General features: G+C 35.4%; 13 protein-coding genes. 9 read left to right on the plus strand and 4 right to left on the minus strand.

Going from position 1 to position 13,553, the window contains the following annotated elements; translation table 11 throughout:
- Positions 1-337: 337 nt before the first annotated feature.
- From AACZ41_RS00005 to AACZ41_RS00015, 3 genes are all read right to left on the minus strand, one after another.
- A complete protein-coding gene (locus tag AACZ41_RS00005; protein WP_339625188.1) occupies positions 338-754 on the minus strand; it encodes a hypothetical protein in 417 nt (138 codons plus the stop codon).
- Between the two features lie 238 nt (positions 755-992).
- Positions 993-1,670, minus strand: coding sequence for a class I SAM-dependent methyltransferase (locus AACZ41_RS00010; protein WP_339625190.1), 678 nt, complete (start codon positions 1,668-1,670; stop codon positions 993-995).
- A gap of 111 nt (positions 1,671-1,781) precedes the next feature.
- Positions 1,782-3,584 (minus strand): DUF885 domain-containing protein, encoded by a 1,803-nt coding sequence (locus tag AACZ41_RS00015; protein ID WP_339625192.1) that lies wholly within the window; start codon positions 3,582-3,584, stop codon positions 1,782-1,784.
- 298 nt (positions 3,585-3,882) lie between these two features.
- Between AACZ41_RS00015 and AACZ41_RS00020 the strand changes: the two genes are divergently transcribed.
- Positions 3,883-5,409: a carboxylesterase family protein gene (locus tag AACZ41_RS00020; protein ID WP_339625194.1), complete on the plus strand. Its 1,527-nt coding sequence runs from the start codon at positions 3,883-3,885 to the stop codon at positions 5,407-5,409.
- 123 nt (positions 5,410-5,532) lie between these two features.
- Positions 5,533-6,249, plus strand: coding sequence for an SGNH/GDSL hydrolase family protein (locus tag AACZ41_RS00025; RefSeq protein ID WP_339625196.1), 717 nt, complete (start codon positions 5,533-5,535; stop codon positions 6,247-6,249).
- Positions 6,250-6,440: 191 nt separating this feature from the next.
- On the opposite strand, the gene AACZ41_RS00030 is transcribed toward AACZ41_RS00025, so the two are convergent.
- Entirely contained in the window at positions 6,441-6,731 is a 291-nt protein-coding gene (locus tag AACZ41_RS00030; RefSeq protein WP_091620618.1) for a Dabb family protein, read from the minus strand.
- A gap of 50 nt (positions 6,732-6,781) precedes the next feature.
- On the opposite strand from AACZ41_RS00030, the gene AACZ41_RS00035 reads away from it, so the two are divergent.
- From AACZ41_RS00035 to proC, 7 genes are all read left to right on the plus strand, one after another.
- Positions 6,782-7,159, plus strand: a complete 378-nt coding sequence (locus AACZ41_RS00035) for an ester cyclase (protein ID WP_339625203.1) — start codon at positions 6,782-6,784, stop codon at positions 7,157-7,159.
- 51 nt (positions 7,160-7,210) lie between these two features.
- A complete protein-coding gene (gene speB / locus AACZ41_RS00040) occupies positions 7,211-7,993 on the plus strand; it encodes an agmatinase (RefSeq protein ID WP_339625205.1) in 783 nt (260 codons plus the stop codon).
- A gap of 53 nt (positions 7,994-8,046) precedes the next feature.
- On the plus strand, positions 8,047-9,390 hold the full coding sequence (locus tag AACZ41_RS00045; RefSeq protein ID WP_339625207.1) for a mannosyltransferase: 1,344 nt from the start codon (positions 8,047-8,049) through the stop codon (positions 9,388-9,390).
- 240 nt (positions 9,391-9,630) lie between these two features.
- Complete coding sequence (locus AACZ41_RS00050; protein WP_339625209.1) at positions 9,631-10,263, plus strand: GNAT family N-acetyltransferase; 633 nt, start codon at positions 9,631-9,633, stop codon at positions 10,261-10,263.
- A 144-nt stretch (positions 10,264-10,407) separates the two neighbouring features.
- A complete protein-coding gene (gene argG / locus AACZ41_RS00055; protein WP_339625211.1) occupies positions 10,408-11,595 on the plus strand; it encodes an argininosuccinate synthase in 1,188 nt (395 codons plus the stop codon).
- Between the two features lie 62 nt (positions 11,596-11,657).
- Positions 11,658-12,632 (plus strand): N-acetyl-gamma-glutamyl-phosphate reductase, encoded by a 975-nt coding sequence (gene argC, locus AACZ41_RS00060; protein WP_339625213.1) that lies wholly within the window; start codon positions 11,658-11,660, stop codon positions 12,630-12,632.
- A 122-nt stretch (positions 12,633-12,754) separates the two neighbouring features.
- Complete coding sequence (proC, locus tag AACZ41_RS00065) at positions 12,755-13,549, plus strand: pyrroline-5-carboxylate reductase (protein WP_339625215.1); 795 nt, start codon at positions 12,755-12,757, stop codon at positions 13,547-13,549.
- The last annotated feature ends 4 nt before the right edge of the window (positions 13,550-13,553 follow it).

Consider the following 13,553-nt stretch of genomic DNA (forward strand, 5'->3'; position numbering starts at 1 on the left):
GTGTAAAGGCTAATCTATAACTTTTGTAAACCATGTATATTAACGAACATTATGAAAAAGAAATATTTCTATTATATCGTAATAATTTTTAGAAATTGGAGTTTTTGGAGAAAATCCTATTTCTGGAACTACTAAATATCATCAAATATTATTTTAGGGAGTAATTGCCATTTGGGCCATTGGCAATATGAAGAAAGAGTCATTAGATGAAGAATAAAAACAGTTACAAGTTTTCTATATCGGTATATTTCTAAACGCCTTTACATATTACTTGCAACTGTTTCCATAACAGACTATCATAAAAATCTCTGTTATTATTAAATTAAGTTCTTACTTCCTATTTAAAAAAATGCACGCAAGATTCCTTTAGATTTAAGTTAGCTGGTTGTGGGAATTCTGCATGTACAATAAGTGTATTCTCATGATGCTGTTCTAGATTATTCAAAACTTTTCTGTTCAATAATAAAATGGTTGAATGACCATGATTATCCAATTTATCTAAAACTGTTTCACCATTAAACTCACATATCCAATGAGTTTCAGCCATATTTTCTTCGTAAAAAAATTCAATCGTCGGTGTTTGAAAATAATTATAATCTCCTATTCCTTCAAAATCAAATACTAAACGAAGCAATCCGCTTTCTACGTTGATATCTTCATTATTTATTCCCAATTCAGTAAAAGATAATTTACCAGAACGTGGTTCATTGAATTTTACTTTAATTTCTCCTTGGTTTACCTCTACCTTGCTCATGTAAATTTGTTTTAATTATACTATCAAAACTAGGTAACGTATGTAATTAATAATATGACATTTGTCAGCTACCATAATTGATTACAAAATTCCACTAAACATCATACAAAAATTCAATCATTTATTTCAAGAGCACATTATAATTCATCGAATTCCTGAAAGATTATTGGCAAGACTTCCTTTTTTTATCAAGTTTTTCTTGAACAAGAATTAAAACGTAGCCTAAAAATAGATAGAGCTAAAAAACTTTATAAATTGTAGTTACAATAATTCCTTTTTGACCTGGTGGAATACTAGAAAGAACATGTTTTTGTTCTTTCACCTTAAAGTTAAATGGTGAAGCTAATAGGTTTACACCACTCTGTTTTTTCAATCGAATTCCCTGTCCTGAAATAATATCATTGTTGGGTATGAATTCACCTTCGGGCAAATGTTCTGTAAGAATTACATATTCGAAAGCGGTTAACTTATGTACAATAGTTCGTATTTCTGCATTCGATAAGTGTTGTAGTACTTGTCTCAACAACACACAATTTGCGTAAGGCAAATTATCTACAGCAATATCTAAACATTGAAACTCTAAATTATCCTGTTTAAACTTTTTCTTATTATATGCTATTAATTCTTCTACAATATCTACCGCAACATACTTCTCTGCATATTTTACTAACTCTTTGCCAACATTAAAATCTCCACACCCTAAATCGCAGACCGACATAGGCTGTTCAAACGAAGTTAAAAATGATGTGACCACTTCTAAATATGGTTCTACAATTTTAGGATGATGTGATCCATCACCCGAATAAAAATTTGAAGTATCATCTCCCCAAAGTTGCATGGCATACACTTGTTCCATAGCATCTTTGGTTGGCCATGGCTTCTTTATATTTTTCTTCTCACTTACTTTCTTCTTCACAAGAAACTATTTGATTTTTGAAAACAACAATCGGAATTTAAGGGACTTCATTAAACACCAAGTGCAGCAAGATAAATATACCTTACTGCACTTTATTGTCAAAGCTATAAGTTACTTCTGTGTACTTATCCAAGTTTTTACTCTGCGCTCTAGTAATTCTAAAGGTAAAGCGCCAGCGCCAAGAACGGTGTCATGAAATCCTTTAATATCGAATTTATCGCCCAATTCCGTTTCGGCCATTTTGCGTAATTCTTGAATCTTCAGCATACCTATTTTATACGAAGTTGCTTGACCCGGCATAACCATGTAGCGTTGCACTTCTGCCTTAATTGCTCCTTGAGAAATAGACGAATTATCTGTAAAGTACTTTATTCCATCTGCTTCGGTCCATCCTTTAGCATGTAAGCCTGTATCAACAACCAAACGAATGGCTCTCCAAATTTCATTTACCAATCTGCCAAAATCATAATACGGGTTTTGATAACCGCCCATTTCCTTTGCTAAAGCTTCTGAGTATAAGCCCCAACCTTCACTGTATACACTAAAACCTGCTTGGGTTCTAAACTTAGGTACCGATTCTAGCTCTTGAGCAATAGAAATCTGCATATGATGTCCAGGGTTTCCCTCATGGTAGGCTACGCCTTCCATTGTCGTTTTAGGCATTGCATTCATATCAGATAAATGCACATAATACGTACCTGCTCTAGAACCATCTGGTGTGCCGGCAGAATAATGTTGCGGAGCACCATCTTGCTCGCGAAACGCCTCCACTCTTTTTACTTGTAATTTTGCTTTTGGTAAAATCCCAAAATAATCTGGTAACTTCTTCGTCAATTCATCTAAATATTTAGTTGACTCATCTAGATACCCTTGTCTTCCTTCATCCGTATTTGGAAAGAAAAACTGCTTATCGGTATTTACAAATTTGAAGAACTCGTTTAAATCACCTTCAAAACCAACTTTTTCCTTAATGGCCATCATCTCGCCTTTAATTCTAGTAACCTCTTTTAATCCGATTTCATGAATCTCATCGGCAGTAAGTCCTGTTGTTGTAAAGACCTTTAATCGGTAGTTATAAAAATCTTTCCCATTCTCATGACGACTAACCCCTGTTGGTGTTGCTTCTGCGTTATCTATTTCCTCTTCTAACCATAATAATAGATTGTCATAGGCCGGTTTAAAGTAGTCATCAATTGCTTTCACTGATTGTTCTTTAAGAGCTACAGCTTCTTCAGCGGTTATTTTTTCTGAAGTTACCAGCGCATCGATTTTTCCGTTCATGTCATTTAGCACCGGTGAACCATCTTTTAATGCATTAGTTTGGGTAATAACGGTCTCAAATGCAAATTTTGGAGGCAAAATACCAACAGCAGCCTGTTCTTTTGCTCTTACTACTAATTGGTCTATACCTCTGGCTGTTTCCTTAATTCGAGATATATAGGCGTTCATATCTGAAAGGCTATCTACTTTATGAAAATTAATCAGGTAACTTGGTAGTCGCGCATGTAAGCCGCGCATTTGATCGAACACATAGTCCATATTTTTAAAAGCTGCACCTTCTTTCATGGTTACATATTGATACACCCATAAATCATAAGAAGTTTGGTCAGCATCATTTAGTTTATCATAGTCAAATTTTTCTTTTAACTCTTTCGTGCTTTCTTCATACCAAGCCAATTCTCTCTCCTCTGCGGCCTTACTTAAATCATCAATTTTATCATACTGGTCTTTGCGGCCCTGTGCAGTAAGCCCTAACGGACTCATTTGTAGTTGCTCTTCATATTTTTCATCGAACCATTTGTTTAATTCCGCTGTTTGGTCAACTTCTGGTTTTGGTTCTTCTTTACAAGAAGAAAGCAATAAAAAAGCAATTGTAAAGGTGGTTACAATACTAGTGGCAATAATTTTTTTCATAATCATTTAATTTGAATTGAGTCATTTTTAGTTGTATTAGCAAAGGCTAAAGCTAAATAATCTTAGAGGAAATTTAAAGATATAGTAATTTGTTCAAAACCATTCCTTCCACAAAAAAATTCCTTGAAAACCAGCACTCTTACTTCAAACATTTTTTACGGATTGATGACTTTATACGATGTTTGATGTATTCCCATTACCTAAAAATCATTCAATAAGTAGTATCTTAGGACTACCACAAAAAAGTTCAATCTAAGTTTACAAAACGTATCAACATCTGGACTTTTAAAACCATACTATGAAATATTTGTTCATCTTAATAGGTAGCCTATTTATAGGATGTAATCAACATAAGGAAACCGTAATTGTAACCGATAAGGGTAAAATAGAAGGTAGTTTCAATGCAGATAAAACGGTGCGTATCTTCAAAGGAATTCCCTTTGCTGCACCACCAGTGGGTGATTTGAGATGGAAAGCTCCCCAACCTGCAACCGATTGGGATGGAATTTTACCATGTATCGAGTTTGGACCTAGCCCCATTCAAAATGTACCTGAGCCATTCTATTGTTGGACAGAAGAATTTATCGCCAAACCTGAACCCATACAAGAAGATTGTTTGTACCTCAACGTTTGGACAACCGCAAAATCAGAAAACGAAAAACAGCCGGTTATTGTTTGGATTTATGGTGGCGGATTTACCAGCGGCTCTGCCAATTGTGATATTTATGATGGTGAAGAATTAGCTAAAAAAAGTGTTGTATTCGTAAGCATCAATTACCGTGTAGGCATACTTGGTTTTATGGCGCACCCCGAACTGAGTAAAGAATCTGGGCAAAATGCATCGGGCAATTATGGCTTTATGGATCAAATAGCAGCACTAAAATGGGTGCAGAAAAACATTGAGGTATTTGGGGGCGACCCTAATAATGTAACAATCGCTGGGCAATCTGCGGGTGCATTCAGCGTAAACACCTTAATTGCCTCTCCTCTCGCTAAAAACATCTTTCACAAAGCCATTTTACAAAGTGGTGGATTATTAGGAAGTAGTAGGGCCGAAACATTAACAGAAGCTGAAGCTACAGGAATACGATTTATGGAAAAAACAGAAGCGACCTCCATCGAAGAACTGCGGCAATTACCTGCAGAAGAAGTACAAAGCATAAGTAATGATTCAAAAATAGGTAGAGTCGGAATTACCAAAGAAGGCTACGTTGTACCGAAAGATTTAATGGCTTATTTTAAAAATGGCAAACAACATCAAATTCCTATAATCAGTGGATGGGTTACAGGTGATGGAGATTTTTTAGGAGTAAATGAAATGACTGTTGAAGAATATAACAAAGAAGCAATTGCAAATTATCGTGATAAAGCAGCATCTTTTTTAACGATTTTTCCTGCGGATACAAATGAGGATATCAAAAAAATGAAAAGCAAATTGGGAATGCTGAATTTTGCGGGAATACCATCACGTCTATTGGCACAATACAATACACAACCAAGCTATCTGTATCAGTTTGGCCATACTCCACCCGACAAACCCGATTTTCCAAATTATGGGGCTTTTCACACTAGCGAAGTGCCGTATGCGCTTCATACGTTACATACATGGAAACGAGATTGGCAATCCATGGATAAAACAATAGAAGATGCCCTATCCTCCTACTGGGTCAATTTTGCAAAAACAGGAAACCCTAATGGCGGCAACCTACCTATTTGGAATACCTACAACAAACAATCTGGTAATATCATGGTTATAGGCGATACAACATTAAGTTCAAAAGAAGGGTTTTTGAAAACTGAATTAGATTTTTTGGGAAAATTATAACTCCAAGATTAAAGCATTACGACAGCTAACAAAAACACATTATAAACTACAATATTTAAGCATTTAACCTATTTGTTATTCCTGGCAAATAATTTGATTTTGACATTTAAAATATACACTTCTATGAAAATATATTTCAATTATTTAACCTTACTATTTCTTTTAGTATCTGGCATTATTTTTTCACAAACAGCGTTAGATTCCTTACCACTAAAAGCATCTTTTAATTTTGGAAAATCTGTAGCCATATTTGGCGGCTCTGTTTCTGTTATTCCAGAAAGTGATAGCGCAAAAAATTTATGGGAGAAACATTTGGGCTTGACCATTACAAACTATGGTGTTCCCGGTGCTGGTTTTTCTTCTTTACAAGGAAAATCTATGCAACAGCAAGTAGATGAAGCCGATGTATTTGATATTTATATTCTTTGGGCTTCAACAAATGATTACACGAACAATAGAGAAGTAGGATCCTATACCGATTATACAGAATTTGACAATTATAACACTGAAAAACTAACTACGCAGGCAGGGGGCATTAACTATTGTATAAAAAAGATTTATCAGATAAACCCTAATGCAACCATCTACTTCTTTACATCAAGTAAAGCTTTTAATGATAGAGGTGCCTATGACCCATTTTATTCAGAAGGTATGGTACAACATGTTGATATGCAAAAAATGATTTGCGCCCTCCATGGTATTCCGGTTCTTGACCAGTTTCTTTTAGGAGGTTACAACATATATAATAAGGATTTGTATTATCGTGACCCTATTCATATGAATGTTTTGGGGTACAAAAAATTAGGTGAATTACAAGTCTCATTTTTAGCTTTTCCGTAGTTAGAAACGGCAAAATTTAAAAATAAATCACTTGAGAGATTCACGTACAATAAAATTGACACCTAACAATAATGAAACATTTGCATTTACCTCCATTGTGTTTTAAATAAAAATCTATAATTACATTTACGCACATGTCATTCTAATAGGCTTTACCCACATGACTCCTAATTATGTCTAAAAGCCGATTTCTACATCAATTCATAATCCAATTCTAAAAAATCTTCTACATACGCCGCCCAGTATCGACTAACAAAAGCGGTATGTTCTGCATGCTCGCTATAGGTGTTGTATGTTTGCAAAGAATCGAAATCCATTGAAAGGGCATATTCATAATGGCTCTTTGCACTAATTTGACGTAGGCACTCAAAATTTTCAACTCCGGGTATTGAACGAAGGTCTCCAGCTGCTTTCAAAAAAACTGATTCTTCCTCAGAACCTTTTGCATACTTTAGTTTAAACGTTACTGTATGTTTAATCATATGTATATTTTTAAGTAGGCAAAGTACAGAAAACCGATATATTTATAATTATGAATCTAGAAGAAAACAAAGAGAATGCCATCGCCTTTTATAAAACCGCATACTTGGGCCAACCTAAATTGGCCATTGAAAAATATGTCGGCAAAGAATATATTCAGCATAACCCTACAGTAGCAACCGGCACACAGGGCTTTATCGATTATTTTGAACGAATGCAAGAAGAATATCCAAACAAATCTATAGAATTTGTTCGTTGCATTGCAGAGGAAAATCTTGTTGCACTTCATACTCACCAAACATGTCCGGGTATTGACCAGTATGTCACCATGGATTTTTTTCGGTTTGATACAAATGGAAAAATTTGCGAACATTGGGATACGATTCAGCAGATTCCTGAAAAATCCGAGAATCCGAATACGATGTATTAATTCTAATTAAGGTTTAAAATATATTATTGACTATAACAATAAATCACCCAAATGAAAAATATAATTATCCAAGGTATAAATTGGGACGCGAAATCATCTTTTCAAAAAGGACCGGCAAAAGCGCCAGACCTAATTAGAAAAGCACTTTATAGCGATTCAATGAACTTATGTACCGAATTAGGCATTTCAATTGAAAACGATGCTATTTCAGATAAAGGTGATTTTATAATCAACGAGTATTTTGACATTGCTGCAACCACAAAAAAACATCTTGACACAGGTTCAAAAGTGCTTACACTGGGTGGAGACCATTCCATAACTTTCCCGATTATAAAAGCATATCACGACCAACACCCTAAACTAGACATATTACATATAGATGCGCATGCCGACCTATATCACGACTATGAAGGCGATCCCTATTCTCATGCTTGCCCTTTTGCACGTATTATGGAAAATGGTTTAGCTGTGAAATTAGTTCAAGTTGGTATCAGAACTTTAAATCCACATCAAGCTTCACAAGCAAAAAAATACAAGGTTGATATACATGAAATGCGCAATTTAGACCTAAATAATATTCCCAAATTTAAAAATCCGCTTTATATTTCTTTAGATATGGACGGTTTTGACCCAGCCTTTGCACCTGGTGTATCTCACCATGAACCAGGCGGACTTTCATCACGTCAGGTAATCAATTTAATTCAAAGTATTGATACGCAAGTGGTCGGTGCAGATATCGTAGAATATAATCCTGACCGCGATTTTCAAGATATGACGGCTTATTTGGCCGCAAAAATGATGAAAGAGATTTTAGGCAAAATGATGGAGCCCTAAAATAATATTCCGATTAAAACTAGTAAATTGTATGGTTCATAAACCAACCCCCAATGTCAAATTCCATTAGCAGATTTTTGAAACTCCATAAAGTTTCTTTCATATTAGTGGCATTGAGCATAGTTTTCTATTTTACTTTTGCTTACCATTTGCAACGAACCGATTTCCCCAAACTACTGGGACTCTTTTTTGCACTTTTTCTACTCTACTTTAAACTTATTCAGTTCGAAAAATGGAATCTTAAATTTCTATTGGGAGTAGGCATCATTTTTAGACTGGTTTTTATTTGTACGGAGCCGAATCTATCGCAAGACTTTTATCGGTTTATTTGGGATGGGCATTTGGTTGCCAATGCTATAAACCCATATTTGCATATACCCAATGATATAATTGAAAATATCGCGAATGTGATTCCTAATGCTCATGAATTGTATGAGGGCATGGGTAGTTTAAGCGCAAAACATTACAGTAATTACCCACCTTTAAATCAACTAATCTTCGGTTTGGCCGCCCTTATAGGTGGTAAAAGCATGTTCGGTTCATTGGTTGTAATGCGCATAACGATACTTTTAGCCGATATAGGTATTTTCTATTTTGGAAGAAAGCTGTTGAAAAACCTCAACAAATCGCCTCAATTAATTTTCTGGTACTTTTTAAATCCGTTAGTAATAATAGAGCTTACCGGCAACCTTCATTTTGAAGGTGTTATGTTATTCTTCTTTATACTTTCCATGTTTCTTTTATCAATAAGTAAATGGATTTGGGCTGCCGCTATCATGGCCTGTTCTATCTCTATTAAGCTGGTACCCTTGTTGTTTTTACCACTCTTTCTTAGGTATTTAGGATGGAAGAAAAGCATGATGTTCTATAGTGCAATTGGAGTAACAACCCTATTGCTATTCCTACCTTTTTACACACCAGAATTCATAGCCAACTACACCAAAACTATAAGCCTGTGGTTTTCGAATTTTGAGTTCAACGCCAGCATATACAATATCGTAAAACAAACTGCGATACAATTTGATGCCAAGCCATGGGAATTTATAAAGGTCTATGGTAAAATTACGCCGCTATTAATCATACTAGTGGTAGTGTTATTTACATTTCTTCCTAAAAGAAAAGATTTAAACCAGGTACTTGCCTCTATGATGTGGGTTTTGACAATTTATTATTTTATGTCGACTACCCTGCACCCTTGGTATTGTATTTTTCTTGTGCTACTTGCCATTTTTACTTCTTACAGATATGCTATAATATGGTCTGCAGCTATTATACTTAGCTATTACACATATTCACAGGCCGATTTCAAGGAAAACATGTGGTTACTCACTATTGAATATTGTGCAGTATATGGCTTTCTATTTTACGAAATAATCGCACATAATAACAAAAAGTAAAGTTTTTGTAAAAAATTTCTCATGGGTGTTGTCAAATAAATATAATTTGTACATTTACCCTGTAATGAACGAAGAAATCTACTTTTTATATAGTACCGTGAGCCCAGTTGCTCTTGCGCGTCCGTTCACATCTCGCCGTCGTCGCCCGTAAGGGTAAGATATATTTATGGAATTAGGTGAGTCCATTTCCGCACAGAAAATCAAAATTATTTTTTTTTACACTTTTAAATCTATTTGGCAATGAACTTAATTGTTGCTAACGAATCACATTTTAAATACGCCCAAGATATTTGTGACACCATAGCAGAATCTGCTAAAGTTCGTGGTACAGGTATTGCAAAAAGAACTCCTGAATATATACAGAGAAAACTATCTAACGGTAATGCCATATTGGCACTTGACGGAGATAAATTTGCAGGCTTCTGTTATATAGAAGTCTGGGGGCATGAGAAATTTGTTGCAAATTCGGGACTTATAGTACACCCAGATTATAGAGGTCAAGGACTTGCCAAGAGTATAAAAGCCAAAATTTTTGAACTCAGCAGAAAAAAGTTTCCCGATGCTAAGATATTTGGCATCACCACAGGACTAGCAGTGATGAAAATCAACTACGAATTGGGATACAAACCTGTAACCTTTTCTGAACTGACCGATGACCCAGAATTCTGGAAAGGCTGCCAAACCTGTAAGAACTTCGATATTCTTACTCGAACAGAGCAAAAAATGTGCTTATGCACCGGTATGCTCTATGACGCTAATAACAAGAAAAAATCTGTAGAAGTCAAGGAAGTAAATAGCAAAGCCTTTACAAGATTAAAAAGTATCAAGGAAAATTTGTTCTTGAGAAAAAAAGAAGAGAAGAGTAAATCATAATTCTGATATATAATAATTAGAAAATAGAGTAGAGAAAAAGGAACGTACAATAAATTGAAGGTTTATTCCCTCTAAACCAACATCTTTTTCTATTCAAATTGAATCATATAATTACCCGGTATTACCGGAATTGAACACATTAAAATGAAGAAATTAGTACTAGCATACAGCGGCGGATTGGATACATCTTATTGCGCAAAATATTTATCAAAAGACAAAGGATTCGAAGTACACGCGGTAAGCGTTAATACGGGTGGATTCTCGTCTGAAGAAATAAAAGAAATTGAGCACAAAGCACTTGAATTAGGGGCAACATCATATACCTCAATCGATGCTGTACAGACGTTCTATGAAAAAGTAGTGAAGTATCTAATTTTTGGCAATGTACTTAAGAACAACACCTACCCTCTTTCTGTTAGTGCCGAACGAATTGTACAGGCAATCGAGATTGTCAACTACGCTAAAAAAGTAGGTGCCAAATATATTGCACATGGTAGTACTGGCGCTGGTAACGACCAAGTACGTTTCGATATGATTTTTCAAATTATTGCACCAGAAATTGAGATCATCACCCCTATTCGTGATAATAAATTGGCCAGAGAAGCTGAAATTGCATATTTGAAAGAAAATGGAGTTGATTACCCTTGGGAGAAAGCCAAATATTCAATCAACAGAGGATTGTGGGGAACTTCGGTCGGTGGCGAAGAAACCTTAACTTCCGATAAAGCTTTGCCCGATAATGCATACCCAAGCCAGTTGCAAGAAAAAAATCCGACAGATATCACCTTAACTTTTGAAAAGGGAGAATTGGTTGCGGTTAACCGTGAAAAAGATACTCCGGTAAAAAACATTGAAAAGGTTGAAGCCATAGCCTCTAAATATGCCATTGGTAGAGATATTCACGTTGGCGACACTATTATTGGCACTAAAGGAAGAGTCGGTTTTGAGGCTCCTGCTGCCTTAATAATCATAAAAGCACATCACTTACTAGAGAAGCATGTGCTTACCAAATGGCAACAATACCAAAAAGAGCAACAAGGTAATTTCTACGGCATGCTATTGCATGAAGGCAATTACTTAGATGCGGTAATGAGAAATATAGAAACCTTTTTGACCGACACCCAAAAAACAGTTTCTGGTGATGTACTTGTTGGCTTGTACCCTTTTCAGTTTAGGTTGCATGGCATTTCATCTAAACATGATTTAATGACCGATGCTTTCGGTAAATATGGAGAAGTTAATAAAGGCTGGTCTGCAGATGATGCTAAAGGCTTTATAAAAATTCTTTCCAATTCAGGCAAAATCTATAACCATGTAAATGGAGATATTTAGAAGATTGGAAAACTAATTATACTGTCCGGTCTAGCACAGTCGAGACCTAAAAAGTTTAAAAAATGATTAAAGCAGGCATTATAGGTGGATCAGGTTATACGGGGGGCGAACTTATTCGAATCCTATTAAACCATCCGGCTACGAAAATAGATTTTATATACAGTACTACAAAAGCTGGCAAAAAAGTAACCACAACACACCCTGATTTGTTGGGAGTTACAGATTTAGAATTTACTGGAAATGTAAACCTGAATGTAGATGTTGTATTCCTATGTTTGGGCCACGGTAATTCTACAGCATTTTTAAAAGAACATGATTTTTCAACTGAAACTAAAATCATTGATTTAAGTAATGACTTTAGGTTACATGAAGATGCCGATTTTGATGGTAAGCAATTCGTATACGGGCTCCCAGAATTAAACAAAACCGAAATTGAAAATGCCCAATATATTGCCAACCCAGGTTGTTTTGCAACTGCTATTCAATTAGCATTGCTTCCTTTAGCGAAGGCAAATTTATTGGAGAACGAGGTTCATATTAATGCCGTTACGGGTAGTACTGGCGCAGGTATTAGTCCGTCAGCAACCTCGCATTTTTCATGGCGAAACAATAATGTAAGCTGGTATAAACCTTTTATCCATCAACATTTGGGCGAAATCAACGAGAGTTTACATTCGCTTCAAAACAATACCGGAAATTTATTCTTTATGCCGAATAGAGGAAATTTCGCTCGTGGAATTTTAGCTACTTCGTATACTAAATTTGCCGGTAGTTTAGCTGATGCAGAAAAAATCTATCAAGATTTCTATAAGAATGCTGTCTTCACGCAAATTTCCGAGGAACCAATTAACTTAAAGCAAGTGGTGAATACGAATCAGTGTCATGTGCATTTACACAAACACGATGATATTCTATTAATGACATCAGCTATTGACAATTTATTAAAGGGTGCATCGGGTCAGGCAGTACAGAACATGAATTTAATATTCGGACTTGAAGAAGATTTAGGCCTCAATTTGAAAGCAGGGGTATTTTAAATGTTATCCCAAGAATGGGATTTAGAAATTGAATATTAGCAAAACATTTTAAGTGATGAATTCAAAATTGTTATTAAAACGTATTTATTACACTGAGCTCATTACCAAAAACAAATAAAATTATGAAAATAGCCATTATAGGTGCGGGCAACTTAGGTCTTTCTATTGCAAACGGAATTCTAAACAGTAATGGTGCTACCACTATGTACCTTACTAAAAGAGATACAAAATCTATTCTCGATTTTGAAAAACACAACAAGGTTACTGTAACGACTGATAATCGTTTGGCTATTCAGAATTCAGATATTTTAATATTTGCCGTACAACCTGTTCATTTTGCAGGAATCTTAGAAAGTGTAAAAGATTTATTGAACGAAAATCATGTGATTATTTCTACCATAACCGGTTTTGGTATCGACAAAATAGAGGCTGTTATAGGCAAGGACAATTACATTGTTAGAAGCATGCCCAATACAGCTATTTCGGTAGGTAAGTCAATGACTTGTATTTGCAGTAACGAGAAAGGTAAAAAACGCATTGATCTAACAAAGGCTATTTTTAACAGGATGGGACATTCTTTGGAAATTCCTGAAAACCAAATGCAGGCTGCTACAGTAATTTGTGCTAGTGGAGTAGCTTTTTGGATGCGATTGATCCGTGCAACAACCCAAGGTGCCATTCAGTTAGGTTTTGATGCCCAAGAGGCTCAGGAACTGGCTATGCATACGTGTAACGGTGCTGCAAGTTTACTTATAGAATCGGGTAATCATCCTGAAGAAGAAATAGATCGGGTTACTACACCTATGGGTTGTACCATAACAGGATTAAACGAAATGGAACATCAAGGTTTAAGCTCATCATTAATTCAAGGTATTATTGCCTCTTACGATAAGATTACCGAATTTAAAACCAAGTAAAACA

This window comes from uncultured Maribacter sp. (assembly GCF_963974015.1).
Lineage (GTDB): Bacteria > Bacteroidota > Bacteroidia > Flavobacteriales > Flavobacteriaceae > Maribacter.

What these genes read in the sequence shown, in the direction of transcription:
- AACZ41_RS00005 (WP_339625188.1), bottom strand. Translation starts at nt 754, where the DNA reads ATGAGCAAGGTAGAGGTAAACCAAGGAGAAATTAAAGTAAAATTCAAT.
- AACZ41_RS00015 (WP_339625192.1), bottom strand. Translation starts at nt 3,584, where the DNA reads ATGAAAAAAATTATTGCCACTAGTATTGTAACCACCTTTACAATTGCT.
- AACZ41_RS00020 (WP_339625194.1), top strand. Translation starts at nt 3,883, where the DNA reads ATGAAATATTTGTTCATCTTAATAGGTAGCCTATTTATAGGATGTAAT.
- AACZ41_RS00025 (WP_339625196.1), top strand. Translation starts at nt 5,533, where the DNA reads ATGAAAATATATTTCAATTATTTAACCTTACTATTTCTTTTAGTATCT.
- AACZ41_RS00030 (WP_091620618.1), bottom strand. Translation starts at nt 6,731, where the DNA reads ATGATTAAACATACAGTAACGTTTAAACTAAAGTATGCAAAAGGTTCT.
- AACZ41_RS00035 (WP_339625203.1), top strand. Translation starts at nt 6,782, where the DNA reads ATGAATCTAGAAGAAAACAAAGAGAATGCCATCGCCTTTTATAAAACC.
- speB (WP_339625205.1), top strand. Translation starts at nt 7,211, where the DNA reads ATGAAAAATATAATTATCCAAGGTATAAATTGGGACGCGAAATCATCT.
- AACZ41_RS00045 (WP_339625207.1), top strand. Translation starts at nt 8,047, where the DNA reads ATGTCAAATTCCATTAGCAGATTTTTGAAACTCCATAAAGTTTCTTTC.
- AACZ41_RS00050 (WP_339625209.1), top strand. Translation starts at nt 9,631, where the DNA reads ATGAACTTAATTGTTGCTAACGAATCACATTTTAAATACGCCCAAGAT.
- argG (WP_339625211.1), top strand. Translation starts at nt 10,408, where the DNA reads ATGAAGAAATTAGTACTAGCATACAGCGGCGGATTGGATACATCTTAT.
- argC (WP_339625213.1), top strand. Translation starts at nt 11,658, where the DNA reads ATGATTAAAGCAGGCATTATAGGTGGATCAGGTTATACGGGGGGCGAA.
- proC (WP_339625215.1), top strand. Translation starts at nt 12,755, where the DNA reads ATGAAAATAGCCATTATAGGTGCGGGCAACTTAGGTCTTTCTATTGCA.